The sequence below is a fragment of the Kribbella sp. NPDC059898 genome, assembly GCF_042730855.1.
In the GTDB taxonomy this organism is placed as follows: domain Bacteria; phylum Actinomycetota; class Actinomycetes; order Propionibacteriales; family Kribbellaceae; genus Kribbella.
On sequence record NZ_JBHWKR010000006.1, the window covers coordinates 417,194 to 444,078 of the forward strand.

Annotated in this window: 28 protein-coding genes; 15 read left to right on the top strand and 13 right to left on the bottom strand. The window is 70.1% G+C overall.

The window, feature by feature from the left end:
* Positions 1-21 precede the first annotated feature (21 nt).
* Genes ACFV9C_RS21870 through ACFV9C_RS21880 form a run of 3 tightly spaced genes read left to right on the top strand, consistent with a single transcriptional unit; the run spans position 22 to position 2,364 of the window.
* Positions 22-612 (top strand): winged helix-turn-helix domain-containing protein, encoded by a 591-nt coding sequence (locus ACFV9C_RS21870; protein ID WP_380196144.1) that lies wholly within the window; start codon positions 22-24, stop codon positions 610-612.
* Positions 609-1,925 (top strand): MFS transporter, encoded by a 1,317-nt coding sequence (locus ACFV9C_RS21875; protein WP_380196145.1) that lies wholly within the window; start codon positions 609-611, stop codon positions 1,923-1,925. Before ACFV9C_RS21870 ends, ACFV9C_RS21875 begins: the two co-directional genes overlap by 4 nt.
* On the top strand, positions 1,864-2,364 hold the full coding sequence (locus ACFV9C_RS21880; protein WP_380196146.1) for a VOC family protein: 501 nt from the start codon (positions 1,864-1,866) through the stop codon (positions 2,362-2,364). The genes ACFV9C_RS21875 and ACFV9C_RS21880 overlap by 62 nt, the downstream gene beginning before the upstream one ends.
* A 376-nt stretch (positions 2,365-2,740) precedes the next feature.
* Here ACFV9C_RS21880 and ACFV9C_RS21885 read toward each other — a convergent pair whose 3' ends face one another.
* Together ACFV9C_RS21885 and ACFV9C_RS21890 are read right to left on the bottom strand one after the other, a co-directional pair.
* On the bottom strand, positions 2,741-4,000 hold the full coding sequence (locus ACFV9C_RS21885) for a ribonuclease D (RefSeq protein WP_380196148.1): 1,260 nt from the start codon (positions 3,998-4,000) through the stop codon (positions 2,741-2,743).
* Complete coding sequence (locus ACFV9C_RS21890; RefSeq protein ID WP_380196149.1) at positions 3,997-4,599, bottom strand: DUF3000 domain-containing protein; 603 nt, start codon at positions 4,597-4,599, stop codon at positions 3,997-3,999. The genes ACFV9C_RS21885 and ACFV9C_RS21890 overlap by 4 nt, the downstream gene beginning before the upstream one ends.
* A 105-nt stretch (positions 4,600-4,704) precedes the next feature.
* Here ACFV9C_RS21890 and hemE point away from each other — a divergent pair, with 105 nt between their 5' ends.
* The 5 genes from hemE to ACFV9C_RS21915 are packed head-to-tail and all read left to right on the top strand — an operon-like array spanning position 4,705 to position 8,688.
* Positions 4,705-5,748 carry a uroporphyrinogen decarboxylase gene (gene hemE, locus ACFV9C_RS21895; RefSeq protein ID WP_380196151.1) on the top strand — a complete coding sequence of 348 codons (1,044 nt, stop codon included), beginning with the start codon at positions 4,705-4,707 and terminating at the stop codon, positions 5,746-5,748.
* Positions 5,735-6,232, top strand: a complete 498-nt coding sequence (locus ACFV9C_RS21900; protein ID WP_380196153.1) for a GNAT family N-acetyltransferase — start codon at positions 5,735-5,737, stop codon at positions 6,230-6,232. Before hemE ends, ACFV9C_RS21900 begins: the two co-directional genes overlap by 14 nt.
* Complete coding sequence (gene hemG, locus ACFV9C_RS21905; RefSeq protein ID WP_380196154.1) at positions 6,229-7,629, top strand: protoporphyrinogen oxidase; 1,401 nt, start codon at positions 6,229-6,231, stop codon at positions 7,627-7,629. The genes ACFV9C_RS21900 and hemG overlap by 4 nt, the downstream gene beginning before the upstream one ends.
* Positions 7,623-8,321 carry a hydrogen peroxide-dependent heme synthase gene (gene hemQ, locus ACFV9C_RS21910; RefSeq protein ID WP_380196255.1) on the top strand — a complete coding sequence of 233 codons (699 nt, stop codon included), beginning with the start codon at positions 7,623-7,625 and terminating at the stop codon, positions 8,319-8,321. The genes hemG and hemQ overlap by 7 nt, the downstream gene beginning before the upstream one ends.
* Positions 8,314-8,688 (top strand): VOC family protein, encoded by a 375-nt coding sequence (locus ACFV9C_RS21915; protein ID WP_380196156.1) that lies wholly within the window; start codon positions 8,314-8,316, stop codon positions 8,686-8,688. Before hemQ ends, ACFV9C_RS21915 begins: the two co-directional genes overlap by 8 nt.
* Here ACFV9C_RS21915 and ACFV9C_RS21920 read toward each other — a convergent pair.
* The 6 genes from ACFV9C_RS21920 to ACFV9C_RS21945 form a co-directional block, all read right to left on the bottom strand.
* Positions 8,685-8,993: a hypothetical protein gene (locus tag ACFV9C_RS21920; RefSeq protein WP_380196157.1), complete on the bottom strand. Its 309-nt coding sequence runs from the start codon at positions 8,991-8,993 to the stop codon at positions 8,685-8,687. The genes ACFV9C_RS21915 and ACFV9C_RS21920 overlap by 4 nt on opposite strands.
* Positions 8,994-9,004: 11 nt before the next feature.
* Positions 9,005-9,316: an AbrB/MazE/SpoVT family DNA-binding domain-containing protein gene (locus ACFV9C_RS21925; protein WP_380196158.1), complete on the bottom strand. Its 312-nt coding sequence runs from the start codon at positions 9,314-9,316 to the stop codon at positions 9,005-9,007.
* A 38-nt stretch (positions 9,317-9,354) separates the two neighbouring features.
* Complete coding sequence (locus ACFV9C_RS21930; RefSeq protein ID WP_380196160.1) at positions 9,355-11,391, bottom strand: AAA family ATPase; 2,037 nt, start codon at positions 11,389-11,391, stop codon at positions 9,355-9,357.
* Positions 11,392-11,427: 36 nt separating this feature from the next.
* Positions 11,428-11,844, bottom strand: coding sequence for a peptide-methionine (R)-S-oxide reductase MsrB (gene msrB, locus ACFV9C_RS21935; RefSeq protein WP_380196162.1), 417 nt, complete (start codon positions 11,842-11,844; stop codon positions 11,428-11,430).
* Between the two features lie 62 nt (positions 11,845-11,906).
* Complete coding sequence (locus ACFV9C_RS21940) at positions 11,907-14,291, bottom strand: lamin tail domain-containing protein (protein ID WP_380196164.1); 2,385 nt, start codon at positions 14,289-14,291, stop codon at positions 11,907-11,909.
* 134 nt (positions 14,292-14,425) lie between these two features.
* Positions 14,426-16,021: a M4 family metallopeptidase gene (locus ACFV9C_RS21945; protein WP_380196166.1), complete on the bottom strand. Its 1,596-nt coding sequence runs from the start codon at positions 16,019-16,021 to the stop codon at positions 14,426-14,428.
* Between the two features lie 158 nt (positions 16,022-16,179).
* Between ACFV9C_RS21945 and ACFV9C_RS21950 the strand changes: the two genes are divergently transcribed.
* Together ACFV9C_RS21950 and ACFV9C_RS21955 are read left to right on the top strand one after the other, a co-directional pair.
* Positions 16,180-17,268, top strand: coding sequence for a DNA polymerase domain-containing protein (locus ACFV9C_RS21950; RefSeq protein WP_380196168.1), 1,089 nt, complete (start codon positions 16,180-16,182; stop codon positions 17,266-17,268).
* A 63-nt stretch (positions 17,269-17,331) separates the two neighbouring features.
* A complete protein-coding gene (locus tag ACFV9C_RS21955) occupies positions 17,332-17,805 on the top strand; it encodes a carboxymuconolactone decarboxylase family protein (RefSeq protein ID WP_380196169.1) in 474 nt (157 codons plus the stop codon).
* Positions 17,806-18,081: 276 nt separating this feature from the next.
* Here the strand turns inward: ACFV9C_RS21955 and ACFV9C_RS21960 are convergent, their stop codons facing one another.
* Genes ACFV9C_RS21960 through ACFV9C_RS21970 form a run of 3 tightly spaced genes read right to left on the bottom strand, consistent with a single transcriptional unit; the run spans position 18,082 to position 21,487 of the window.
* Entirely contained in the window at positions 18,082-18,846 is a 765-nt protein-coding gene (locus tag ACFV9C_RS21960) for an SDR family oxidoreductase (protein ID WP_380196171.1), read from the bottom strand.
* 60 nt (positions 18,847-18,906) lie between these two features.
* Positions 18,907-20,769, bottom strand: coding sequence for a glycoside hydrolase family 15 protein (locus tag ACFV9C_RS21965; protein WP_380196172.1), 1,863 nt, complete (start codon positions 20,767-20,769; stop codon positions 18,907-18,909).
* Positions 20,678-21,487, bottom strand: a complete 810-nt coding sequence (locus tag ACFV9C_RS21970) for an SURF1 family protein (RefSeq protein WP_380196174.1) — start codon at positions 21,485-21,487, stop codon at positions 20,678-20,680. The genes ACFV9C_RS21965 and ACFV9C_RS21970 overlap by 92 nt, the downstream gene beginning before the upstream one ends.
* A 57-nt stretch (positions 21,488-21,544) precedes the next feature.
* Between ACFV9C_RS21970 and moaA the strand changes: the two genes are divergently transcribed.
* Positions 21,545-22,564, top strand: coding sequence for a GTP 3',8-cyclase MoaA (moaA, locus tag ACFV9C_RS21975; RefSeq protein WP_380196176.1), 1,020 nt, complete (start codon positions 21,545-21,547; stop codon positions 22,562-22,564).
* A gap of 60 nt (positions 22,565-22,624) precedes the next feature.
* Here the strand turns inward: moaA and ACFV9C_RS21980 are convergent, their stop codons facing one another.
* Positions 22,625-22,825, bottom strand: coding sequence for a hypothetical protein (locus ACFV9C_RS21980; protein WP_380196178.1), 201 nt, complete (start codon positions 22,823-22,825; stop codon positions 22,625-22,627).
* Between the two features lie 176 nt (positions 22,826-23,001).
* Positions 23,002-23,361 (bottom strand): DUF3099 domain-containing protein, encoded by a 360-nt coding sequence (locus tag ACFV9C_RS21985; protein WP_380196179.1) that lies wholly within the window; start codon positions 23,359-23,361, stop codon positions 23,002-23,004.
* 74 nt (positions 23,362-23,435) lie between these two features.
* Here ACFV9C_RS21985 and ACFV9C_RS21990 point away from each other — a divergent pair, with 74 nt between their 5' ends.
* Genes ACFV9C_RS21990 through ACFV9C_RS22005 form a run of 4 tightly spaced genes read left to right on the top strand, consistent with a single transcriptional unit; the run spans position 23,436 to position 26,872 of the window.
* The gene (locus ACFV9C_RS21990) at positions 23,436-23,648 is read left to right on the top strand and encodes a dodecin (RefSeq protein WP_380196181.1); all 213 of its coding nucleotides are present in this window, start codon (positions 23,436-23,438) and stop codon (positions 23,646-23,648) included.
* Positions 23,649-23,708: 60 nt separating this feature from the next.
* Positions 23,709-24,413, top strand: coding sequence for a 3-oxoacyl-[acyl-carrier-protein] reductase (gene fabG / locus ACFV9C_RS21995; RefSeq protein WP_380196182.1), 705 nt, complete (start codon positions 23,709-23,711; stop codon positions 24,411-24,413).
* The gene (gene fabI / locus ACFV9C_RS22000) at positions 24,413-25,183 is read left to right on the top strand and encodes an enoyl-ACP reductase FabI (RefSeq protein ID WP_380196184.1); all 771 of its coding nucleotides are present in this window, start codon (positions 24,413-24,415) and stop codon (positions 25,181-25,183) included. Before fabG ends, fabI begins: the two co-directional genes overlap by 1 nt.
* 3 nt (positions 25,184-25,186) lie before the next feature.
* Entirely contained in the window at positions 25,187-26,872 is a 1,686-nt protein-coding gene (locus ACFV9C_RS22005; RefSeq protein WP_380196185.1) for a Mur ligase family protein, read from the top strand.
* The last annotated feature ends 13 nt before the right edge of the window (positions 26,873-26,885 follow it).

The following is a 26,885-nucleotide window of genomic DNA, read 5'->3' on the forward strand; positions in this document are numbered from 1 at the left end:
CGAAAGAGTACTTTCGACGCCATGCCGACCCCGCATCGCCGCCTCAGCGACCCCCGTGAACTCAACGCCCTGGCTCATCCGGTGCGGATGGCGATCGTCGAGATCCTGTCGATCAGCGGACCGTTGACCGCGACCGAGCTCGCCGAGCGGCTGGACGAGACGCCGGCCAACTGCTCGTGGCACCTGCGCAAGCTGGCACAGCACGGATTCGTGGTGGAAGCCGAGGGCGGCAAGGGTCGGCAGCGGCCGTGGCAGGTGCCCGGGCTCGGGTTCCGCTGGGACGACGAGCACGGATCGGCGTCGCTCGAGGAGCGGCGGGCGGCACAGGCGCTCTCCGAGGTGACGATGGGCCGTGCGGTGGACCGGCTGCGGGAGTCCCAGCAGCGCCTGCCGGAGGAGCCGGAGGAATGGCGTGCGGCGCAGGCGAACACCGAGATGGTGGCCTGGCTGACGGCCGACGAGCTCAGGGAGATGAACGACGCGATCAGCGCTGTGCTCGACCGTCACGTGGAGCGGCTGACCGATCCGGCGCAGCGGCCGGCCGGTTCGCGGCTCTGCGAGTTCGTCTCCTGGGGCGTGCCGACGTACTTCCCGGGGGTCGATCCGGCATGAGGAAGCTGTTCGCGCAGCCCGGGTTCGGGCGGCTGTTCGGCGGTCTGAGTACGTCGATGCTCGGCGACTCCGTGATGCTGCTGGTGCTGAGCATGTGGGTGAAGACGCTCACCGGCTCGAACGCACAGGCCGGCCTCACGTTCTTCTTCATGGTGCTGCCCGCGCTCGGCGCGCCGCTGCTCGGCGTCTGGGTGGATCGCCTGCCGCGCAAGCGGATCCTCGTCTGGGGCAACTTCGCCAGCGCGGCCGCCGTACTCCCGCTGGTCCTCGTCCGGGACGCGGGCGACGTCTGGCTGATCTGGGTCGTCGCGTTCCTGTACGGCGTCTCGTTCGTCGTACTGCCCGCGGCCGTGAACGGGCTGCTCAAGGAGTTGCTGCCGGACGACCTGCTCGTCGACGCGAACTCCGGCCTCGCGACGATCAAGGAGGGCTACCGGTTGTTCGGGCCGCTCGTCGGCGCGGCGGTGTTCGCGTCCGCGGGCGGCTGGCTGGTCGCGGTGATCGACGCGATCACGTTCGCGATCGCCGGTCTGCTGATCGCGACGATCAAGGTCAGCGAGACGCCGGCCCCGGCGAAGAGCACGTTCCGGGAGGACCTGCTCGGCGGCGTCCGGTTCCTGGTCGCCGACCGGGTGCTTCGCAACGTACTCCTCGGGCTGGCGATCTCCATCCTGGTGATCGGGTTCTTCGAGTCGTCGATCTATGCACTGATGGACGCCTTCGGCAAACCGCCGACGTTCTCGGGCGTGTTCGTCACCTGTCAGGGCGTCGGTGCCGTGGTCGGCGGCCTGACCGCGAGTCGCGCCGTACGACGCCTGGGGGAGATCGCCACCTGCGTACTCGGACTCGTGACGCTGGCCGCGGCCACGATCGTGTGCGCCGCCGCCCCGACGATCGTCGTGGTGCTGGTGGGTGCCGCGATCTGCGGAGTCGGGCTGCCGTGGACGTTCGTGGCGCTCACGACGCTGATGCAGCGCCGTTCGCCGAGCCACCTGATCGGCCGCGTGTCGACCGCCGTCGAGGTGCTGATCTCCACGCCGCAGGCGATCTCGCTCGCCCTCGGCAGCCTGCTGGTCAGCCTGCTCAGCTACCGCCAGATCTTCGCGGTCATCGCGGCGGTGATCCTGGTCGGTGCGCTGCAGACGGTGCTCAGTCTGCGCGGCGAGATCCGCAAAGACCTGGCGAGTAGCGGTCAAGGCCTGCCCGCTTCGGTTCCTACGGTTGAAGACAACCGAACCGAAGGAGCAGCAGATGACAGTGCACCCGATCCCCGACGGGTATCACACGGTGACGCCGTGGATCATCGGCCGTGACACCGCCGGGTTGATGGACTTCCTCGCGGCCGCCTTCGACGCCGAGGACCTGGGCGGGCGCGTGGTCGACGAGCACGGGCGGATCGGGCACGCCGAGATGCGCATCGGCGACTCGGTCGTGATGATGTTCGACCGCCCGGCCGCGACCGACCAGCCGGAGTGGCCGGCGACCCCTGCGTTCCTCCGCCTGTACGTCCCCGACGTCCACACCACCCTCGAACAAGCAGTCACCGCCGGCGCCACGGTCGTCACCGAGCCGACCCACCTCTTCTGGGGCGACATCGTCGCCCGCGTCCACGACCCGCACGGCAACCTCTACTGGCTCCAAACCCGCATCGAGAACGTGACACCGGAGGAGATGACTCGTCGCCTGACCGACGAGAAGTTCCTCAAGGCAATGGAGTACGTCCAGAGCGCGATCTTCCGCCCCGGTGCCTAGCCGAGGGGCGTGGCTCGACTCCACGACCGCAGGATCCGCCGGGGACGAACTTCGCCACCGCACAAGACCCGCGGGCCCGCGCCGCCCGTCAACCCTCGCATCCTGCTGGACGAGAACAGGTCCCCGCCCCGAGTCCCGCTTCCCGCACAGCGCGCCCCCACGACAGCTTCCACACCCTGCGACAACTACACACCCCACGACCGTTTCCGGGACAGCTTCCACACTCCGCGCCAGCTTCCACACTCCGTGCCAGCTCCCACACCCCGCGCCAGGTTGCACCACCGGGGCAGCTTCCGGACCACGGCGGCAGCACGCCGCCGAAGGCGGCCGGAGAGGAACTGTCGCCGCGGAGCGGTGTCCTGTTGCGGGGTGGTGTTTAGTCGAGGGGTTTGGCGGGGGCTTCTGAGGTCATGGCGTCGGTGAGGACGGTGGCGGTGAGGGCTATTTGCCAGGGGCGGGCGTGGTGGTCGCGGAGGAAGGTGGTGACCACGTCGACGGTTACCTCGGCGGGTGGGGACCAGGCGAGGCGGCGGATGGTGTCGGGGGCCAGGAGGTTTTCGGTCGGGAGGCGGTGGGCCTCGGCGATCTCGGCGACCGCCGTACGGGCTGTCGAGAGGCGGGCGGCGGCGTCCGGGTCGCGGTCGGCCCAGGCGCGGGCCGGCGGGGGGCCGTCGTACCGAGGGCCTTGCTTCGGCAACTGGGACTCGGGGAGTTTGCGGGCGTGGTCGACCGCCTCCCACCAGGTGCGCATGTGCCGGTGCGCGCCGCGGCCCTTGAACGCGGTCAGCTTCTGCAGCGTGTCCCGGTCGGTCGGCATCGCGGACGCCGCCTCGACGATCGCGGCGTCCGGCAGGATCCGGCCGGGGGAGATGTCCGCGGACTCGGCGATCTGGTCGCGGGCCTCCCAGAGCGCCCGGACGACGGCCAGGCTGCGGCGGTTCCGGACCCGGTGCATGCCGGACGTACGGCGCCACGGGTCCGGCTTCGGCTCCCGCGGGGGAGCGTCCAGGATCGCGGTGAACTCCTGGTCGGCCCACTCCCACTTGCCGGCGCGGCGGAGTTCCTGCTCGATCGCGTTCCGCAGTTCGATCAGCATCTCGACGTCGAGCGCGGCGTACACCAGCCAGGGCGCCGGCAGCGGCCGGGTGGACCAGTCGGCGGCGGAGTGCTCCTTGCGCATCCGGTAGCCGAGTACTTCGCTCACGAGCGAGGCGAGCCCGACCTTCGGGTAGCCGAGCAGCCGGCCGGCCAGTTCGGTGTCGAAGACCTTCCGCGGCACCATCCCGACCTCGGCCAGGCAGGCCAGGTCCTGGTTGGCCGCGTGGATGATCCACTCGGCGTCGACGATCGCGTCCCCGAGCGCGGACAGGTCCCCGAACGGGATCGGGTCGACGAGCGCGGAGCCGGAGCCTTCGCGGCGCAGCTGGACCAGGTACGCGCGGTGCGAGTACCGGTAGCCGGACGCCCGTTCGGCGTCGACGGCGACCGGGCCGCTACCGGCCTGGAACGCCTCGACCGCCTCGGTCAGCGCCGGGCCGGTGTCGATCACCTCGGACAGCCCGTCCCTGAGCTCGAGCAGGGGCAGGTCGGCTGTCGGGTCCGCCGCGGTGGACGCCTGTTGGTCGGCTGGGCTCATCGGCCCCGCTGTCCACGCCGGGTCGGCATCGCGACCACCCCCGGCGGCACGGGCGGCAGGCCGGCCGCCGTACAGAGCACCTCGCCCCACGCCTCGGCGTGCCGGGTCACGTCGACCAGGCCGCCCGGCCCGGGCACGGGGCTCCACGACGCGCGGATCTCGATCTCCGCGGTCGCGTCGTCGTCGGCCATCCCGCCGAAGCTTTCCGAAACCACCCTGGTCACGGTACCGCTCGGTGCCAGGAAGTCGGCGCCGCGGTCCGCGAGCGCCTCCATCAGCCAGGTCCAGCCCACGCCGCCGAGCAGCGCGTCGGTCACCATCTCCGGTTCGACGGCGGCGCGCACGTACGCGACACAGCGGAAGGTCGACTGCCAGGCGTCGTTCCCCGCGGGATCGTAGAGGACGACCAGACGGCCGGTGGCGACATCGTCACCGTCGACCGTCACGTCCGCGCTGACCGCGGCCGCATGCGGTGCGATCCGCTGCGGTGCGGGCATCTCCTCGACGAAAACCTCGGGCCGGAACCGGGCACCTCGTAACTGCGAGACTGCCTCGGCGAACTCCGCGGGTGGCGCGTCGACCTGCTTGCGGGCACCCATATCGGCAGCCTACGACTGATTACTCACCGCCGCCTGCTTAGACGCGCCGGTAGCTGTGCGCGACCAGGCCGCCGAGCGCCGATGGCCGCGTGGGATCATCGGACCGTGGCCTCGACGTTACCTCCATCGCCGGATAGTTCCGCCTACCTGCTCGCTGCCCGGGGTGAGCGTCCGCCGCACACCCCGGTGTGGTTCATGCGCCAGGCAGGCCGCGCGCTACCGGAGTACCGCAAGGTCCGTGAGGGCACCACGATGCTCGAGGCGCTCACGCGGCCCGACCTTGTCGTCGAGATAACGCTGCAGCCGGTCCGCCGTTACGGCGTCGACGCGGCGGTCTTCTACTCCGACATCGTGGCCCCGCTGAAGTCGGCCGGTTTCGACGTCGACATCAAGCCGGGCGTCGGCCCGGTGGTGGCGGACCCGATCCGGGACGCCGAGGGCGTCGCACGGGTCCGGCCGGTCACTCCGGCGGATGTGCCGTACACCACAGAGGCCGTCCAGCAGTTGGTGTCGGAGCTCGGCGGTACGCCGCTGATCGGGTTCGCGGGCGCCCCGTTCACGGTGGCGTCGTACCTGGTCGAGGGCGGCCCGAGCAAGGACTTCGCGAAGACCAAGGCGATGATGCACCGCGACCCGGCGTTGTGGCACTCGCTGGCGGAGCGGCTCGCGGACGTCGCGATCGCGTACCTGGCGATCCAGGTCGAGGCGGGCGCGTCGGCGGTCCAGCTGTTCGACTCGTGGGCGGGCGGGCTGTCGCCGCGGGACTACGAGCGGTTCGTGCTGCCGCACACCGCGCGGGTGTTCGAGGCGATCAAGCAGTACGGCGTACCGCGGGTGCACTTCGGCGTGAACACGGGCGAGCTGCTCGGGCTGATGGGCGCGGCCGGCGCGGACGTGGTCGGCGTCGACTGGCGGGTCCCGCTGGACGAGGCGGTACGGCGGATCGGGCCGAAGCCGGTGCAGGGCAACCTCGATCCGGCGCTGCTGTTCGCCGGCTGGGAGGCGATCGAGCCGGAGCTGGACCGGATCCTTGCCGAGGGCAAGGCCGCGCCGGGGCACATCTTCAACCTCGGCCACGGGGTCCCGCCGAACGCGGATCCCGACGTGCTCGAGCGGATCACCAAGTACGTGCAGCATGTATCTGCCTGACCATCGGGTGACACTGGAGCCGCTGCGCGCCGATCACGCCGACGCGGTGCTGGCCTTCGAGCTGGAGAACCGGGCGTACTTCGCCTCCTGGATCTGGGACCGCGGCGACGAGTACTTCGCGGACTTCCCGGCCCGGCACGCGGCGCAGCTGGCCGAGCAGGAGGCGGGCGTCTGCCGCTTCCACGTGCTGGTCGACGAGGACGGCGGGGTGGTCGGCCGGGTGAACCTGATCGACCTGGTGGACGGAGCTGCCGAGCTGGGCTACCGGATCGCGGAGAAGCGGGCGGGCCAGGGGCTGGCGACGGCCGCCGTACGGGCGATCTTCGAGATGGCTCGCGGCTACGGGCTGACCTCGCTGCGGGCGGGTGCGTCGGACCGGAACCCGGCATCGCAGGCGGTGCTGACCCGGACCGGGTTCCGGCAGGTCGGGGTCTCGAGCACCGATCTCGGGCCGGGGAAGAAGTACGTCGTGGAGGCGCTGTGAAGCGGGTTGTGGTCGTCGGTGGCGGGATCAGCGGGCTGGCGGCGGCGCACGCGCTGGCGACCGGGCCGAACCCGCCGCAGGTCACGGTCCTCGAAGGGTCGCCGCGGCTCGGCGGCAAGCTGGCCGGTGCCGACGTCGAGGGCGTGCCGGTGGACCTCGGCGCCGAGTCGGTGCTGGCCCGCCGGCCCGAGGCGGTCGACCTGATCAAGGCGGTCGGGCTTGACCTGGTGCATCCGGCAACCACCTCCGCCGGGCTGTGGGTGGGTGACCGGATCCGGGCGATCCCGCCGACCGTGATGGGCGTCCCGGTGGATCCGTCCGCGACCACCGACGTACTCGGGGAAGCTGCCGCCGAGCAGGTCGCGCACGAGGCGGAGCTGGCCGCGCCCGCGCTGACCGAGGACGTGGCGATCGGGCGGTTCGTGGCCGAGCGGATGGGGTCCGCGGTCACCGACAAGCTGGTCGACCCGCTGCTCGGCGGGGTGTACGCCGGGAAGGCCGAGGAGATCTCGCTCGCCGCCGCCGTACCCGATCTGTACGCGAGGCTGCGGACTGCGCCGAGCCTGCTCGCCGCGACGGCCGAGCTGCGTGAGCTGGGCCAGAAGCGCGCCGGTCAGCCGGTGTTCGCGGGTGTTGCCGGTGGCATCAACCGGCTCGTCACCGCGCTGGAGCAGGACCTCGAGAAGCGCGGCGTTCAGCTCCGGACCAAGCTCGCCGTACGGCGGATCATGCGCACCGCCGAGGGGTTCGAGCTGGAGGCCGGGCCGGTGCCCGCGCCGACGTACCTGACCGCGGACGCGATCGTGGTCGCCGTACCCGCGACGCCGGCTGCGCGGATGCTGGCCGGGTTGGTGCCCGCGGCATCGACCGAGCTGGGCGCGATCGAGTACGCGAGTATGGCGATCGTCACGCTCGCGGTCCGGAAGGCCGACTGGCCCGCCGGGGCGACCGGTTCCGGGTTCCTGGTGCCGTCCGTCGAGGGGCGGACGATCAAGGCGGCGACGTACTCGCACGCGAAGTGGGCCTGGTCCGCGGAGGCCGGGGGAGACCTCGCCGTACTGCGGACCTCGGTCGGGCGGCTCGGTGAGGAATACGTACTGCAGCGCTCCGACGAGGAACTGGTCCAGCTCGCGGTCGCCGATCTGTCGAAGGCGATCGGCCTGGAGAGTGTTGTCGGATCGCTGGTGACCCGGTGGGGCGGCGGGCTTCCGCAGTACGCCGTCGGGCACCTGGACCGGGTCGACCGGGTCGAGGCCGCGGTGGCCGGCGTACCGGGGCTGGCCGTGTGTGGGGCGGCGTACCGGGGTGTCGGGATCGCCGCGTGTGTGGCATCGGGTGGCAAGGCGGCCACCCGGGTGCGGGAGCACCTGGACGCATTGGAGACAATGAGATCGTGACTGGTAAGCCGAAGGCCCGTGAGCTCAACAACGTCATCCGCTACACGCTGTGGTCGGTGTTCAAGGTGGAGACGCCGCTCGGCGACGTGGACCGGGACGAGCTGACCGCGGAGCTGACCGACCTGGTCGGGAAGCTGGCCGCGGACGACGTGGTGATCCGCGGGATCTACGACGTCGAGGGGTTCCGGGCGGACGCCGACTTCATGATCTGGTGGCACGCGCCAAGCTCGGACGCGCTGCAGCAGGCGTACCACGCGCTGCGCCGGTCGCGGCTGGGCCGGCACCTGGTCCCGGTCTGGTCGCAGTTCGCGCTGCACCGGCCGGCCGAGTTCAACAAGAGCCACATCCCGGCGTTCCTGGCCGACGAGGAGCCGCGGCCGTACGTCTGCGTGTACCCGTTCGTCCGGTCCTACGAGTGGTACCTGTTGCCGGACGAGGAGCGCCGGGCGATGCTCGCCGAGCACGGCAAGATGGCCCGCGGCTTCCCCGACGTCCGGGCGAACACCGTGGCGGCGTTCGCGCTCGGGGACTACGAGTGGATGCTGGCCTTCGAGGCGGACGAGCTGCACCGGATCGTCGACCTGATGCGTGAGCTGCGCGCGGCGACGGCGCGGCGGCACACCCGCGAGGAGGTCCCGTTCTACACGGGCAAGCGGACCGAGGTCGCCGACCTGATCGCGAACCTTGTCTAAGGCGTTCCCGGTCCTGTACGTGACCGACGTACGCCGGGCGGTCGAGTTCTACACGCTGCTCGGGTACGAGCCGACGTACCAGTTCCCGCTCGAGGGCGACCCGCACTACGTCGGCCTCGAGCGCGGCGACTCCTCGCTCGGGCTGTCCGACGCCAACTGGCCGGAGGCCCAGCTCGGCATCACCGTCGGCGCGGCGCCCCGCTTCGAGCTGTTCGTGTACGTCGACGACGTCGAAGCCGAGGTAGAACGCTTCCGCGCAGCCGGCCACCCCGTCCTCCAGGAGCCGGCCACCATGCCCTGGGGCGAACGCCAGGCCTACCTCGCCGACCCCGAAGGCAACCCGGTAGCACTCGCGACCCCCGTCTAGGGCCTGTCGTACACGTCGTGAGTGCCGATCCGGCGCCAGACGAGGATCGTCTCGCCGTCATCGGTGCGGTCGAGATGAAACGTGGCGCGCCCATCGGGACCAGTGAAGCTCCACGTGATGGAGTAGATGCCGCCTGCCAATTGGTGGACCCGGAGGCGCTTGGGCCACGGTGGCGCGCCGGTGAAGCTGCCGGCGGCAATCGCGGGGAGGAAGTGTTCTCCCAGGATCTTCAGGAACATCTGCCGGTGATCGCCGGGGAGCCGGGCGAGGTCACGATCGAACGTGCTCGCGGTGCGGTACTTCATCGGCCGGACGCCTACTCGTCCGCGGCGGCGTCGATGTGCTCGAGATGGGCCAGGAACCCCTCGGCCGTGTCGAAGGTCGTCGCGTGGCCGGCGGCCAACTCGGTGTCGGCCTCACGTTCCTTCGCCTGCCACTGTTCGGACCAGAACCACGCCTGCTCGGCCGGTACGGCGACGTGCGGCAGCAGGACGATCTCGCCGTCACGGACGACGATCTCCACCTGGGCACCGGGCTTGTCGAGCCCGAACCGCCGACGGAGCTGCGCCGGAATCGTGATCGTTCCGTTCTTCGGTTGCACCGCAGCGAATCCGATGTGCGTATCCATGAATCCAGGATACCTGGAATCCCGGAATCCTGGTCGGGTCAGGTGCCGGGCTTTTGGAGGAGGTAGTCTTCGGCGCGCATTGAGGTTGGGGGGCGGACGTCGGACGGGATCAGTTCGCGGAGGTCGCGTTCGGTGAGTTTGTCCGGGTCGCTGGCGGACAGGCGGGTTGCCTGGTTGGAGACCGCCTCCTCGAGGACGTTCCGGATGAAACGGCCGTTGCCGAAGCTGTGTCCGCGTGGTGCCGGCGGGATCACGGTGCGGACCTTGTCGAGCACTTCCTCGCCGTAGATCATGCCCTTCTGGCGGGCCTGGAGCTCGAAGATCTGCACCAGCTGGTCGGTGTCGTACTCGCTGAACGACAGCAGCTTCGGGAACCGGGACTGCAGACCGGTGTTCGACTCCATGAAGCGCTGCATCTCCCGGTGGTACCCGGCGACGATCACGATGCAGTCGTTGCGGTGGTCCTCCATCATCTTCAGGATCGTCGCGACCGCTTCCAGGCCGTAGTCGCCGGGCGTGTTCTCCGGCGTCAGGCTGTATGCCTCGTCGATGAACAGCACGCCGCCGAGCGCCTCGCGGAACTTGGCCGCGGTCATCGGCGCGGTCGAACCGAGCCCGGCGCCGACCAGGTCGGAGCGGTCGACCTCGACCACGTGGCCCTTCTCCAGGACGCCGAGCTGGTGGTAGATCCGGCTGAGCAGCCGGGCGATCGTCGTCTTCGCCGTACCTGGCTTGCCGACGAAGACCATGTGCCGGGCCCGCTCGTGGCTGGGCAGGCCGAGCTCGGTACGGCGCAGGTTGGTCTTCACCTCGGCGACCATCCGGCGTACGGCGTCCTTCACCGACTCCAGGCCGATCAGCGAGTCGAGCTCGGCGAGCGGGTTGTCGCTCAGGTCGACCGGCTTCGGCGGCAACGGCTCGTCGTCGAGGCTGCTGCCGGTGGTCTTCTGCTCGTTCTCGGACTCCTTGACGCTGCTCCACGCGGCCGCGAGGGAGTCGTCCTGCTGGGCCGCGGCGGCGGTCTCCAAAGCGCTCCAGCGCTCCCGGTCGAGCATCCGGAACAGCGTGGTCAGGTCGGGGATCTCCGGCTCCGGCCACGGCTGCTTGGTGAGTACGCCGGACAGGTGGACGCCGACCCGCGCCGCGGCGGCGCCCCACGAGCGAGCCAGCGGCGACTGCCCGTTGCGGATCGCGCGGGACATCCACTGGTTCACGTGGCCGTGCCAGGTCTGCAGGTTGAACCGCGGGCGGAGGTCTTCGAGCGCGTGGTGGACGTCGACGGCGGCGTCGCCGAGGATGTTCGCCACCGGCTGCGGGACGCCGCGCAGCCCGGCGGCCAGGATCAGCTCGGACAGCACCTGGGCGAAGTCGCCCGCGTACTCGTCCGGGATCGCCATCAGCATCCGGGCGTGCGTGTCGCGGATCGCGTTCAGCGAGTACTTGAGCGCGGCGGTCGGGCCGGCCAGCTCGGGGAGCCGGGCGCGCTCGTCGGGCTTCAGGGCGTCCGTACGCCAGTACTTCGCGATCTCGTCGTACTCGCCGGTGATGTGCAGGTGGAAGGCGTCGCGGTCCTTCACCACCCGCTCGAACGCGGCGGCCAGCGCCTCGGCGCGGGCCGCCAGCGGGGGCGCGTCGACGAACAGCCGGACGACGTCGCGGGACACCAGCAGCGCGTGCTTGCGGCCGAGCTCGCGGAAGCCGCGGGCGCCGGCGATCGCCTGCAGGTGCCAGTCGGTGGGTGCCGCGTAGATCACGTGACCATTGCCGCCGAGCCGGGACGACGGCCGGTAGAAGTCGTGCGTGAGCTCGGTGGACAGGTCGGCGTACTCGCCGTGCAGGACCGGGATCCACCCGCTCAGCAGCGGCGCCACCTGGTGGGTGAACCAGACCGCGGCCGGCGTCCCCTTCACGAAGTCCGGGAACGCCTCCGGCCGCAGCGGCCGCAACGCCTCCGGATCGTCCGCCCAGAGCTTCAGCTGGGCCCGGACGCGTTCCGTCCACGCCGACGGAACCTCCCACGGCTCGGCCGCGGAGAGCACATCCAGGACCCGCGGTGTACGGACGTCGTCAGCCACCAATTTCCTTCCCCAGGAACACCAGTTGGGGTCAATCTACAGCGGGTCGAGGGTGAGGCTGATGCTGTTGATGCAGTAGCGGAGGTCGGTAGGGGTGCCGTAGCCCTCACCTTCGAAGACATGGCCCAGATGCGAGCCGCAGTTCGCGCAGCGGACCTCGACGCGCTTCATGCCGAGGGTGGAGTCCTCGATGTACTCGACCCGGTCCTCGGCGAGCGGGGCGAAGAAGGACGGCCAGCCGCAGTGCGAGTCGAACTTGGTCTCGCTGCGGAACAGCTCGGCGTCGCAGGCGCGGCACTTGTACACCCCGACCGTCTTGGTATCGGTGTACTCACCGACGAACGGCCGCTCGGTGCCGGCCTGGCGCAGGACGTGGAACTCGGCGGGGGAGAGCTGCACCTTCCACTCCGCGTCGGACTTCTGGACGGCGTACTGCTTGGTGTCATCTGTCACCACACCAGTATCGGCCGCCCGGACGGGAAAACCCCGTCCGGGCGACCGACGTAACACTGCGGTTAGCGCACCCAGGACGGGAGCGGCGTCAGCTTCACCACCTGCGGGTCGTGGTCGGAGATCTGGTCCGGGAACTCCGCGTTCATGTGCACGACGTCGTACTGCGCGGTCGGCCGCAGGTTCTGCGACACCAGGATCTGGTCCAGGATCTGGCTGTTGCCCTCGAACACGTAGCTGTACCGCTCCTTCAGCGGCAGCGTCCGCGGCAGGTCGACCAGCGAGGTCTTGCCCGAGCCGACCAGGATGTCCGCGGTCTGCGACCAGTCGAAGTCGTTCAGGTCACCGAGGACGACGACGTTCGCGCCCTTGTCCTTCGCCAGGATCTGGTCCACGAACCCGCGGACCGCGGCGGCCTGCTCGTGCCGCTTCGGGGCGCTGGACTGCACCGGCGGCTGGAACCGGCCCCACAGCGGGTCGTCGCCGCCCTTGGAGCTGAAGTGGTTCACGACCACGAACACGGTCTGCCCGTGCCACTTGAACTCGCCCGCCAGCGGCACCCGGGTGGAGGCCCAGGCCGGGTTGGCCGGGTCGACGCGGCCCGGCGACGAGCTGAGGTGCGGCCGTCCGGCGTGGTCGGTGACGATCGTGGTCGCGGTGGTCGAGCCGCCGCCCGGCGTGTCGACGAAGGTCAGCGGCTTGTCGGTCCGGTACATGAACGCGACCCGAATGTTGCCGCCCGGCTCGCCGCCCTCGGCGTTGTTCACCGGGTCGATCTGCTTCCAGGCGTACTTCGGTCCGCCCGCCTTCAGGATCGCCGCGGTCAGCAGGTTCAGCGTCTTGTCCGCGGCCGTCGTACCGGAGTTGACCGCGCCGTCGTTGTCCTGGACCTCCTCGAGGCCGAGGATGTCGGGCGAGGCGAGATTGTGGACGACGGCCTGCGCGAGCCCGTCGAACTTGGCGTCACCGTCGGACGGGTCCAGGTTCTCCACGTTGAACGTCGCCACCGACAGCTGGGTCGGCCCCGAGGCCTTGGTGACCTCGCGCTTGACGCCGCCGTCGATCACGGTCGGCGTGGTGGTCGGCAGGAACTTGAAGTTGCCGAACGAGTAGTCGACGACACCGGCCACGGTGCCGGCCAGCTTGTCGCCGGTCTTCGCGTCCGGGATCGGCGTGAGGACGTCGTCGAGGAGGATCCGCTCCGGGTTCGAGTCGGTCTTCTGCAGCAGGATGCCGCCGCGGACGGTACGGACCCCGGACCCGGCCGGTACGACGGACAGCTCGCGGAACGAGCTGGTCGGACCGGTGACCTCCGGCTGATTGATGCCGATCCACATGCCCTCGAGCGACTCCCAGAAGTCGAGCCCGTCGTTGGCCGGGTCGAACGCGGTGCTGGTCTTCTCGACGTCACCGGTGGAGTCGTCGTCGATCACGGTCGACGGCGGCACCCGCCCGCCCGGGCCGACGATCGTCGGAGCCGGTACGGCGGCCGTGCCGGTGACGGTGATCTTGGCGTTGGTCAGCTCGGTCGTGGTCAGGTTCGTCGTACCGCCGGAGCCGCCCGGGCGGAACTCGGCGACCGTGCCCTCGACGTTCAGCGCGTCACCGACCGAGACCGTCGGCGCGGAGCTGGTGAAGACGAAGATGCCCTCGCTGGTGGCCGGGTTGTCGTCCGGCTGGGTGTCCTGGAACCAGAACCCGTTGCTGCTCTTCGCGGTCACCACACCGGTGACGTTGCCGACCCGCTTGCCCTCCAGCGGTGAGCGGTGCGCGGCGCCCTGGATGTCGTGGATCTTCGCGTCCACCGGCGGCTCGGCCGGCCCGCCGGTCAGCGTGCCCGGCGACGGGTTGCCCGCGACGAAGTCCGCGCTGTTGTTGTCGGTGTCCTGCTTCGGGTTCGAGCGGGCCGCGGAGGTCGTGTTCGACAGGCCCGGCGCGGGTGCCGTCTCGGAGTCGTTCGCCGTACCGAAGCCGACGTAGTCGCGGACCGCCGGGTCGGCGTGGCACGCGGAGCCGCAGGCGAGCGCGGTCTGGCTGGTGACCAGCGCGACCTTGCCGGCGGTGGCCGACATCGGGATCGTGCCGGTCACGTCCGGTGTCGGCATCGGCTGGCCGTTGGCGCCGCCGCCTTCCTGGACCAGGTACGCCGCGCCCGGCGCGATGCTGCCGGTCAGCTTCGTCACCTGCCACGACGTACCGGCCGCGGACGCGTACTGGATCGACCAGCCGCTCACGTCGACCGGGGCGGAGCTGTTGTTGGTCAGCTCAACGAAGTCGTTGGTGTACGGCGCACCGCTGTTGCCGCCACCGCCGTACACCTCGGTGATGACCACATCGGTGGAGGCGGCGTCGGCGGGCCGGGCGATCAAGGTCGCGGCACCGGCCACGGCGAGACTCGAGACGACCACGAGAGCGCCGATGCGGCGCCGTGGTCCGTTCAGGGCAGACATGGCCGGATTCTCACATTGCTCTCAGGTCCTTCCAAGGTCCAACACATGAACACCGGGTGCGCTGCGGAAAAGCAGGGGTGATCATTCGCCGGTCCTGTCCGCCCCAGTGGGACAGGACCGGCGAAATCGGGTGATCAGCTGACGCTGACGGCGGTCCAGGCGGCGGCCACCGCGGCCTTCTCCGCGCTGTTCGCGCCGTACAGGTCGGAGGCCGCGTTCAGCGTCGCGGTCCGGGCCTGCGCGTACGTCGTACCGCTGGTCATGTAGGTGGTGAGTGCGCGGAACCAGATCTTGCCGAGCTTGTCGTGCCCGATGCCGGTGAGCGTCGAGCCGTCGCAGGTCGGCGAGTTGTGCGGCAGCCCGCCGATCGTCTTCGCGCCCGAGCCCTCGGCGAGCAGGTACGCGAAGTGGTTGGCGATCCCGGACGAGTAGTGCACGTCCAGGTTGCCCACGCTCGACGAGTAGCAGTCCGGCGACTTGCCGTCCTTGCTCGGTTTGTCCATGAACCGCAATGCGGGGCGGTCCTTCATGATCTTCTCGCCGATGTAGTAGTCGCCCGGGTCGGACGGGTTGTTGGCGTAGAACTCGACCATCGTGCCGAGGATGTCGCTGGTGGCCTCGTTCAGGCCGCCGGACTCACCGGAGTACGTGAGGTTCGCGGTGTGCTCGGTGACGCCGTGGGACATCTCGTGGCCGGCCACGTCCAGCGAGACGAGCGGGCCGGCGGCAACGTTGTCGCCGTCTCCGTACGTCATCTGCTTGCCGTCCCAGAACGCGTTCACGTAGTTCGAGCCGTAGTGCACACGGCTCGGAACGCCCTTGCCGTCGCCGAAGATCCCGTTCCGGCCCTGGACGTTCTTGTAGTAGTCGTACGTCGTCGCGGCGCCGTACGACGCGTCGACGGCCGCACTCGCCCGGTCGGCGTTCGTGCCGTTGCCCCAGTGGTTGTCCGCGTCGGTGAACTTCGTCGGCACCGGGCAGCCCAGCTGGAACAGCTGGCAGAGGATGGAGTCGGTCTTGTTGTTCGCGTCGCCGGTCCAGCCGCCGCCGCGGGTCGCGTCGGTCAGCGTGTACCCACCGGTCGCCGTACTCGTCTCCAGCGGCACTGTCCCGGAGTACAGGCTCTTGCCGTCGCCGGTGGCCGTCTCGATGTGCTGCTCGCTGATCAGCTTCGCGCCGGTCAGGGCGTCGACCGTGGTGGTGATGCGGCTCGGCGTACCGTCCTTCTGCGTGCCGACCGTGGTGACCAGGTAGGCCAGTCGCGGCGCGCCCTTGCGGGCCTCGATGATCAGGCTGGGCTTGCCCTCGGCCTTGAGGCCCCTGGTCAGGGCCTTCGCGGTCGCGGTGGCGACGCTGAGTTTCGGCGTACGGCCGATGTTCGCGCTCTTCGTGAGGGTCAGGCTGGCGCTCTTGAAGGCGCCGTCCTTGGTCTCGTGGACGACGACGTCGCCGCCGAGGACCGGGAGGCCGCCGATCGTACGGTCCATCCGGACATGGCTGCTGCCGTCCTTGTCGACGATCACGTCCTTGACCACGAACGCGTCGGCGGTGGTGGCCCGCAGTGCGGCCAGGTTGCTGCCGATCGCCTCCTTGGCCTTCGCGACGGCCGCGGCGGGGGTGGGGACAGGGCTTGCCGTCGGTGCACCGGTGGCAGTAGATGCGCTGGTCAGTCCGAGGGCGGTGGTGGTCGCCACTGCAGTCGCAGCGGCGAACAGGGCGGATCTGTTCATCCTCGCGCTCCTTGTCAGGTGTCCCGGGGGCCTCACGCCCCAGGAACGAGGTGCTGGAACGTTACCGCCCAGTCACCTACGGTGGCCAGGGGTCGAGAAAAGTTGCCTTTCCCGTGCGGTCCACGGAATTTGTCCGGCCAGGGCGATAGCGTCTGGCCATGGCGAAGAGCACGGCGGTGATGCTCACCGTGGGAGAGCGCGAGGTCCGGGTCTCCAGTCCGGAGCGGGTGGTCTACGAGGCGACCGACTGGGCGCCGGAGGTCACGAAGCTGCAGGTCTGCGAGTACTTCGTCGCCGTGGCGCCGGCCTTCATGCACGCCTCGGGGGACCGGCCGGTCGCGCTGGAGCGCTGGCCCGGCGGGTGGCGCGAGGGGATGACGCTGTCGGTGGACTCGATCGGTCGGCAGACCGGCGACGGGTTCTACTCGAAGCGGCTGCCGAAGGGCGCTCCGGACTGGCTGGAGACCTGCCGGGTGCTGACGCCGAACGGCCGCCCGATCGACGAGCTGTGCCTCTCGGAGCCGGCCGCCGCGATCTGGGCGGCACAGATGGGCACGCTGACCTTCCACCCGTGGGCGGTCCGGAAGACCGACCTCGATCAGCCGGACGAGCTGCGCATCGACCTCGACCCGCAGCCGGGGGCGACCTTCGCCGACGCCCGGCGGGTGGCGGACGTGGCCCGGGAGCTGCTCGAGGAGCTGGGACTCCGCGGGTACGCGAAGACCAGTGGCAACCGGGGGATCCACATCTACGTGCGGATCCGGCCCGAGTGGTCGTTCGACGAGGTCCGGCACGCCGCGATCGGGCTCGGCCGCGAGTTGGAGCGCCGCGACGACGGCGTCACCACCGCCTGGTGGAAGGAGGAGCGCGGCGACGCCTCGATCTTCCTGGACTTCAACCAGAACCTCCGCGACCGCACGGTCGCCGGCGCCTGGTCGCTCCGGCCGCGGCCCGGGGCGCCGGTCAGTACGCCGATGTCGTGGGAACGGCTCGCCGACGTCGACGACCCGCGGGCGTTCAACCTGCACACGGTGCCGGAGTACCTCGCCGACGGTGACCCGTGGGCCGACATGGACGACACGGCGTACGCGCTCGACCCGCTGCTGCGGTTGTGGGAGGAGCTGCCCGGCGGCGAGCTGAACTTCCCGCCCGACTACCCGAAGATGCCGGGCGAGCCGCCGCGGGTGCAGCCGAGCAAGAAGGTCGCCGAGCACTGGGACGAGCAGGGCAACAGAATCCCGGACTGACACTTCCCGCGGCTGTCTCGTCGGGTGGGTATCAACCTGCTCATTCGCAAGGAGACACCTGTTATGAACGCTCGTCTGGACCTGTTCGCCAACCCCGTGCTGGGCAAGTTCATCAAGCACCTGAACACCGCGGCCCGGGGTGCGATGGACGCCGGTGTGCCGCTGTCCACGCTCGAGCTGCTCGAGCTGCGGGTCAGCCAGATCAACGGCTGCTCGGTCTGCGTGGACATGCACTCGAAGGACGCCGCGCACCACGGCGAGACCGCGGTCCGGATCAACCTGGTCGCGGTCTGGCGTGAGGCCACGGTCTACACCGAGGAGGAACGCGCCGCGCTGGCGCTCGCCGAGGCCGGCACCCGGATCGCCGACGCCGCCGGGGGAGTCCCCGACGACGTGTGGCAGAACGCGGCGAAGTACTACACCGAGGAACAGCTCGGCGCCCTGGTCGCCGCCATCGCCGGCATCAACACCTGGAACCGGATCAACATCATCACCCAGCAACCCGCCGGCGACTACGTCCCCGGCCAGTGGGGCTAACCCGCCCCGCCCCACCCGCCCCACCTTCGCCACGCCGTTTGAGTGGTGAACCACTGAAACGGTCCGTTCGCCGCTCGGTGGCGGTGGGTGAAGGGGCCGTTTGAGTGGTGAACCACTGAAACGGTGCGTTCGCCGCTTGGAGGGGGCGTTTTGGGTGGTGAACCGCTGGGACGGTCCCTTCGCCGCTCGGAGGCGGTGGGTGAAGGGGTCGTTTGAGGGGTGAACCACTGAAACGGTGCTGGGGTGGCCGGGGTCAGGGTCCGGGGGTGGTGGGGATCACATGGTGCGGAGGGCTCCGCCGTCGATGGGGATGATGGCGCCGGTGAGGTAGGAGGCGGCGGGGGAGAGGACGAAGGCGGCGACCCGGCCGAACTCGTCGGGCGTGCCGTAGCGGCGCAGCGGGATGGTCTTCTCCGACGCGCGGCGGGCCGCCTCCGGGTCGCCGGACCTGCCGTCCAGCTCCTTCAGCCGGTCGGTGGAGATCCGGCCCGGCATCAGGCCGTTCACCCGGATGCCGTTCGGCCCGAGCTCGTCGGCGAGCGTCTTCGCGACCATCGCCAGCCCGGGGCGGAGACCGTTCGAGATCGCCAGCCCGTTGATCGGGGACTTCACCGACGACGACAGTACGAACGCGATCGACGTACCCTCCGCCCCGGCCCGCGCGACCGCCCGGGCGATCCGCAGGCCGCCGAGGAACACGCTGTCGAACGCGGCCCGCCAGTCCTCCTCGGCGCTGTCCAGCGCGGTCCCGGCGCGCGGGCCGCCGACGCTGATCAGCGCGCCGTGCAGCTCGCCCCACTTGGCGATCGCGGTCGCGGCCAGCCGCTCCGCGCTCTCCGGGTCGGCGTTGTCGACCGGGATCCCGACGACGTTCGCCCCCAGCCCTGACAGTTCTGTGGCGGCCCGGGAGATCGACTCCTCGTTCCGGCTGGAGATCACCAGCCGGGCGCCTTCGGCGGCAAGGGCTTTCGCGGTGGCGAAGCCGAGCCCGGCGCTGGCGCCGGTGACGATGTAGGTGCGATCGCGCAGTCCGAGGTCCACACCACCATCCTGCCGCACCGCACCCCGGCGCGCACCTCGACGGTGGCCGACGGCAAGAAACTAGTACGCCGACCTGCGCAGCGGGGACTCGGCCGTGGTCAGGTGCCACGCGGTGTTCACCAGGCCGAGGTGCGAGAACGCCTGCGGGAAGTTGCCGAGCATCCGCCCGGAGCTCACGTCGTACTCCTCCGCGAGCAGGCCGACGTCGTTGCGCAGGGCAACCAGCTTCTCGTACAGGTCGCGGGCCTCGCCGACCCGGCCGACCATCGCCAGCGCGTCGGCCAGCCAGAACGAGCAGATCAGGAACGTGCCCTCGTCGCCGCTCAGCCCGTCGTCGGTGTGCTCGGTCAGGTACCGCCGGACGAACCCGTCCGCGGTCAGTTCGCGCTGTACGGCGTCCACCGTGCCGACCACCCGCGGATCGTCGGCCGGCAGGAACCCGACCTGCGGGATCAGCAGTACGGCGGCGTCGAGCGCCTTGCTGCCGTACGCCTGCGTGAACGTGTTCCGGTCCGGGTCGTACGCCTGCGCGCAGACCGCCTTGTGGATCTCGTCCGCGCGTGCCCGCCACTCCTTGGCCGGCCCGCTCAGCCCGAACCGCTCAACCGCCCGCGCCGCCCGGTCGAACGCGACCCAGGCCATCACCTTCGAGTACGTGAAGTGCTGCCGCCCGCCGCGGACCTCCCAGATCCCTTCGTCGGGCTGGTTCCACACGTCGTCCAGGTGCCGCATCAGCCCGCGCTGCACCTGCCAGGCCTCCTCGATCGCGCCGATCTGGTGTTCGCGGGCGAGCGCGAGTACGTCCATCACCTCGCCGAACACGTCGATCTGCAGCTGCTCTGCCGCCGCGTTCCCGATCCGCACCGGTGCCGACCCGGCGAACCCGGGCAGCCAGCCGGCCTCGAACTCGGTGAGCCGGCGTTCACCGGTCACGCCGTACATGATCTGCACGTCCTGCGGGGAGCCGGCGATCGCGCGGAGCAGCCAGTTCCGCCAGGCCTCGGCCTCGTCGGTGTACCCGGCGCGGAGCATCGCGGACAGCGTCATCGTTGCGTCGCGCAACCAGCAGTACCGGTAGTCCCAGTTCCGGGAGCCGCCGAGTGTCTCGGGCAGCGAGGTGGTCGGGGCCGCGACGATCCCGCCGGACGGCGCGTACGTCAGCGCCTTCAGCGTCAGGATCGACCGCGTCACCTCCTCGCTGAGCTCCGTGGTGCTGGTGCTGCGGCCGATCCAGTCGGTCCAGAAGTCCTCGGTCGGCTTCAGCGAGGCGATCGCGTCGGTGGCCCGCGGCACCGGGTGGTGCGACGGGTGCCAGGTCAGCAAGAACCAGGCCCGGTCGCCCTTGCCGATGCGGAAATCGCCGTACGTCGTGAGGTCGCGGCCGTACTGGTGGACGTCGGAGCGCAGCGAGACCGCGTCCGGTCCGGCGATCGCGTCGATCTGCCCGTCGGACCGGCGTACCCACGGGACGACGTGACCGTAGTCGAACCGCAGCTTCAGCTCGGACCGCATCTCGACCGTGCCCTGCACGCCCTCGACGATCCGGACCACGTCCGGCGCCGCGTCCCGGGGCGGCATGAAGTCGATCACCCGCACCGTCCCGGTCGGCGTCGACCACTCGGTCTCCAGGACCAGTGTGTCGCCGCGGTAGTGCCGGCTGCTGACCGCGTCCGCATCCCGCGGTGCGATCCGCCAGTGACCGTTGTCGTCGGTGCCGAGCAACGCCGCGAAGCAGGCGGGGGAGTCGAACCGCGGGAAGCACAGCCAGTCGATCGAGCCCTGCTTCGACACCAGTGCGGCGGTCTGCAGGTCACCGATCAGCGCATAGTCCTCAATCCGGCGCTCCGGCGTGGGCCGCGGGCTGCTCGACGTCCTCGGAGCTGTCTGCGGACCCGTCTCCCGTGTCGTCCCGCGACTTGCCACTGCGGCCTCCCGTTTTCGTGAAGTAGACCAGCCCACCGATCGCCAGCAGTGCGAAGAAGAACCACTGCAACGCGTAGAAGAAGTGTGGACCGTCGTCGATCTCGGGGCCGGGGAACCCGCCGAACGCCGGGTCGTTGGCCGGGTCCTGCTTGGTGATCTGGACGTAGCCGTCGTACAGGTTCAGCCCGAGGACCTTCGCGAAGTCGGGACCGTTGATCAGCCGCGCCGTCCCGTCGTCCGGCGTGCCGCCGGTGGTGTGGCCGCCGCGTTCGCTGCGCTGCAGGCGTCCGGTGACGGTCACCTCGCCGCTCGGTACGGCGGGGACGTTCAGCGGCATCAGCTCCGAGCTCTGCCGGGCGATGAAGCCGCGGTCGACCAGCACCGCCTTCCCGTCGGGCAGCATCAGCGGCGTGACGATCTCGAAGCCGGGCTTGTCCTCGACGTTGCGGTACTTGAGGATCACCTGCTTCGACGCGTCGTAGTGCCCGCTGACGATCGCGGTGCGCCAGGCGTGCTGGTCGCCGACGACGCCCTGCGGGCCGACGATCTGGTCCAGGGGCGCGGGCTGGGCGGCCAGGTTCGACCTGGTCACCTCGTTGCGCGCCTTGCGTTCGTCGAGCCGGTGCAGCTGCCAGCGGCCGAGTGCGACGCACACGGCGGCCAGCACCAGAACTCCCAGCGCGGCAGTGATCCAGCGGATGTTCATCACACGACCCACGTCTCGAACTTAAGCCATCCCCTGAAATGCCCGACGCCCGGCACGTACGCTGGGGGGATGACGGCGATCCGGGAAGCGACTCAACTCGGCCTGGCGGACCGCTACGGCCGGGTCGCGACGGACCTGCGGGTCTCGCTCACCGACCGCTGCAACCTCCGCTGTACGTACTGCATGCCAGAGGAAGGCCTGGACTGGCTCGGCAAGCCCGAGCTGCTCACCGACGATGAGATCGTCCGCCTGGTCTCGGTCGCGGTTACCCAGCTCGGCGTACACGAGATCCGCTTCACCGGCGGCGAACCGCTGCTGCGCCGCGGTCTGGTCGGCATCGTCGCCCGTACGGCGGAACTCGCGCCACGCCCGGAGATCTCGCTGACCACGAACGGGATCGGGCTGGCCCGCCAGGCGCAGGCACTGAAGGATGCCGGTCTGGACCGGGTGAACGTCAGCCTCGACACCGTGAACGCCGACACCTTCAAGCAGCTCACCAGGCGGGACCGGCTCAAGGACGTGATCGCCGGACTCGAGGCCGCGCACGACGCCGGCCTCACGCCGGTGAAGGTGAACGCCGTCCTGATGCGCGGCCTCAACGACACCGAAGCGCCGCAACTGCTGGAGTTCTGCCTCGAACGCGGGTACGAACTACGGTTCATCGAGCAGATGCCGCTGGATGCCCAGCACGGCTGGGACCGGGCGACGATGGTGACCGCGGACGACATTCTCGCGATGCTCACCGACCGGTTCCACCTGACCCCGGACGACGCGTCGAAGCGCGGCAGCGCGCCGGCCGAGTCGTTCCTGGTCGACGGCGGGCCGCGGACGGTCGGCATCATCGCGTCGGTGACGCGGCCGTTCTGCGGGGACTGCGACCGGGTCCGGCTGACCGCCGACGGTCAGATCCGCGACTGCCTGTTCGCGCGCACCGAGTCCGATCTGCGGTCCGCGCTGCGCGCCGGTGCCGACGATGCGGAACTGGCCGACCGCTGGCGGCGCGCGATGGCCCGCAAACTGCCGGGCCACGGCATCAACGACCCGAGCTTCCTGCAACCGGCCCGGCCGATGTCCGCGATCGGCGGTTGACCGGCCTAATCCGGAAATGTGCTTTTTCGGTATGTCCCGGGCGTGTGCGCTCGACATTCCTTAGCCGAATGGCTCGACCTCGCGCAGGAATGACCGCCGGTCCAGGAAGTCCGAGAGGCTCTCCTTGTGTTCGTCGCAGGCGAGCCACGTCTTCCGCCGGTCCGGCGTGTGGATCTTCGGGTTGTTCCAGCGCAACGCCCAGGTGGCGGTGTTGCCGCAGCCCCTGGCGGAGCAGGTGGTCGGTGCCGCTTGTTCAGTCACATTCGGAGTATTCCTGATGTCTCAATAATCAATAGTGGCAAAAATGAAGCGACGTCGGACAGCCACGGGGGGAGCCGTCCGACGCCGCATCAAGTCCCTGAATTCCACTGCTGAACTTCAAGGCACGCGGGAGATTCTGACACGAATCAGTCCAAGTTTTCCAGTCCCGGCCCAGATCACTTTTCGGTGTCGGTTCCAGGGTCCTGAACCGGCTCCTCATCGGCCCGTACGACGGTCGTCCGGCCGTCCCCGATCGCGGTCCGGCCGGGGGCGATGAACGGGCTCGCGCCGCCCTGGGTCGCGGACCGGTGCGCGTTCGCCAGCACGACCGCGAAGTACGGCAGTGCGATCGCGCCGACCACGAAGGCCCAGCGCCACGGCGACGGGGTGACCACCGCGAGGACGAAGCACACCACCCGGATCGACATCATCCAGGCGTACCGCACGATCCGGCTGTCCAGATCCTCCGACCGGCCCGGCTGCGCACTGGTCACCGAGATGACCGCCGCGCCGCTCCGCTCATGGCGTCTCGACATCTATCCTCCTCACCAGGAACAACGGTACGCCGCGCTGTCCGCCCAAGCGCAGCCAGGCTGGAGAGAGGCATCTAATGACCGATCGCACGTACCGCGTCACCGAGATCGTCGGCACCTCGAAAGAGGGCCTGAACCAGGCGATCACCAACGGGATCGCCCGCGCCGGGGAGACCCTTCGGCACCTCGACTGGTTCGAGGTGACCGATATCCGCGGGCACATCGAAGACAACCAGATCGACCACTACCAGGTGACGATGAAGGTCGGTTTCCGGCTCGAAGACTCCTGAGATCTGCGCACCGGCCCGAGTGGGATAGCGTTCCTCCGACCGACGACGTGAGGAGGGCTTGTGGGCAGGTCTGTGCTGGTGACCGGAGGCAACCGGGGTATCGGTCTGGCGATCGCTACCGCGTTCAAGGAGGCCGGCGACCAGGTCGCCGTGACCTACAACTCGAGCCCGCCGCCGGAGGGTTTCCTCGGCGTGCAGTGCGACATCACCGACCAGGCGCAGGTCGACGCCGCGTTCGACACGATCGCGGAGCAGCACGGCCCGGTCGAGGTGCTGGTGGCGAACGCCGGCATCACCCGCGACACGCTGCTGCTGCGGATGTCCGACGAGGACTGGGACCAGGTCGTGCAGACCAACCTGACCGGCTCGTTCCGGGTCGCGCGCCGGGCCGCGAAGGGCATGCTGCGGCTGCGCAAGGGCCGGATCGTGTTCATCTCCTCGGTGGTCGGCATGCTCGGCTCGCCCGGTCAGGTGAACTACGCGGCCAGCAAGTCCGGCCTGATCGGGATGGCCCGGTCGATCGCCCGCGAGCTCGGCAGCCGCGGCATCACCGCGAACGTGGTCGCGCCCGGGTTCGTCGAGACCGACATGACCGCGGTCCTGCCGGAGGAGACGCAGAAGCAGTACCTGAGCCAGATCCCGCTCGGGCGTTTCGGCCTGACCTCGGAGATCGCGAACGCGGTCCGCTGGCTGTCCTCGGAGGAGGCCGGGTACATCACCGGTGCGGTGATCCCGGTCGACGGCGGCATCGGGATGGGCAACTGATGGGCATCCTCGACGGCAAGCGGATCCTGGTCGCCGGCGTCACCCTCGACTCCTCGATCGGCTTCGCCACGGCCAAGGTCGCGCAGGAGCAGGGCGCCACCGTGCTGATCTCGAACTTCGGCCGCGCGCTGAGCATCACCAAGCGGATCGCGAAGCGGCTGCCGGTCGAGCCGCCGGTGCTGGAGCTGGACGTCACGAACGCCGAGCACCTGGCTGCGTTGCCCGATGCGGTCCGCGAGCATGTCGACGGGCTGGACGGCGTCGTGCACTCGATCGCGTACGGGAACCCGGAGACGATCCTCGGCGGCAAGTTCCTGGACGGTCCGTGGGAGGACGTGGCGCAGGCCGTCCACGTCTCGGCGTACAGCCTGAAGGCGCTTGCGGTCACCTGCGCGCCGCTGATGAGCCGCGGCAGCAGCGTGGTCGGGATGACCTTCGACGCGACCGTGGCCTGGCCTGGGTACGACTGGATGGGGGTCGCGAAGGCGGCGCTCGAGTCCACCAGCCGGTACCTGGCGCGCGACCTGGGTGCCAAGGGCATCCGCTGCAACCTGGTGTCGGCGGGTCCGCTGAAGACGCTGGCCGCGAAGGCGATCCCGGGCTTCGAGAAGTTCGAGGAGCCTTGGCTGGACCGTGCCCCGCTCGGCTGGGACCCGTCCGACCTGGAGCCGACCGGGCGCACCATTGTCGGCCTGCTCAGTGACTTCTTCCCCTCGACGACCGGTGAGATCGTGCACGTCGACGGCGGGTACCACGCGATGGGAGCGTGATAGGTGTCCACATCATTGGTGGAGCTCCGCGTCCTGGACGGGGCCAACCTGTACTTCAGCCGCGCCGCGGTCAAGCTGACGCTGGACCTGACCTCACTGGTCGACGCGCCCGCGCCGGCCGCGAAGGCGTACGCGCAGGCGATCGGCCTCGGCGCCACCCGTCCGGGCCGGATCGGCTCCGGCTTCCGGCAGCGGTTCGCGATCCGCGTCGTCGGTCACGTCGTACGGCGGATCGCGCGCACCGCGGGCATCGGCCGGATCGGGGTCCGGGTGCGCCCGGAGTCCGACGTACGGCGGCTCGTGGTGGCGTTCCCGTGGGCGCACGAGGGACGGGCGCGGGCGCTCGGCGCGGCGATCGTCGAGGTCCTCGACGCCTTCGGGGCCGATGACCTGGGCGACCTGATCACGGCCGTCGGTGAGCGGGTGCGGGACGAGCCGCCGGGCAACCCGCCGCCGACGCTGCGGCCGAAGGTGCCGGTGGTCGCGGTGACCGGGACGAACGGCAAGACCACGACGTCGCGGATGATCGCGCACATCGGCCGCGCCGCCGACCTGCACGTCGGCTGGTGCAGTACCGACGGCGTGTACTTCGACGGCGAGCTGATCAAGTACGGCGACTTCTCCGGCCCGAGCGGTGCGGCCCAGGTGCTGTCCCGGCCGGGGATCCAGCTGGCCGTGGTCGAGACCGCGCGCGGCGGGATCCTGCGCCGCGGCGTCGGCGTCGCGTACAACGACGTCTCGGTGGTCACCAACGTCACCGCGGATCATCTTGGGCTGGGCGGCATCGACACCATCGACCAGCTCGCGGAGGTGAAGGCCGTGATCACGCAGATCACCCGGCCGCGCGGCTGGTGCGTGGTGAACGGCGACGACCCGCGGACGTTCGCGATGCGGCTCGGCTCGCCGGCCAAGTGCTGGGTGTTCTCCCGCGACCCCGACTCGCCGTCGATCCGGACGGTGCTGGACGAGGGCGGCCGGGCGACGACCGTGCTGGACGGTTTCGTGACCGTGCTGGAGAACGCCCGCGACCCGGAGCCACTCCTCAAGGTGGTCGACGTACCGATGACGCTGTCCGGGCTGTCGCACTACAACGTGGAGAACACGCTGGCCGCGGCGTCGGCGGCGCTCGGGCTCGGGCTGCCTCGGGCGGCGGTGATCGAGGGCCTGAGCACGTTCGCGCCGAGCGAGAACAACCCCGGCCGGATGAACATGTACTCGCTGCGCGACTTCACCGTGGTGATCGACCTGGCGCACAACGAGGCCGGCCTGGAGGCGCTGATCGAGATCATGAACGGCGTCAAGCCCGAGGGTGGCCGGCTGATGCTGGCGCTCGGCTCGCCGGGGGACCGGGCCGACGACATGGTCGCGGCGCTCGGCGCGATGGGCGCCCGGGCGACCGACCGGGTCGCGATCGGCCACAAGAGCGACTACCTGCGCGGACGGCCGCCGGCGGAGCTCGAGGCGGTGTTCCGGGCCGGGGCCGCGTCGGTCGGCGTGGAGGACGTGCCGGCGTTCCCGACCGAGCTGGCGGCGGCGCAGGCGCTGGTCGCCGAGGCGCGGGCGGGCGATGTGGTGGCGGTCATGTCTCTGCAGGATCGGGCGAGTCTTGACGCCTGGTTGCGGTCCGAGGGAGCTACTGTCGACACACCGGAGACTTTGAAGAGCAAGGTCGAGAGAGCCCAGCACTGAGCCCCTTCCGCCC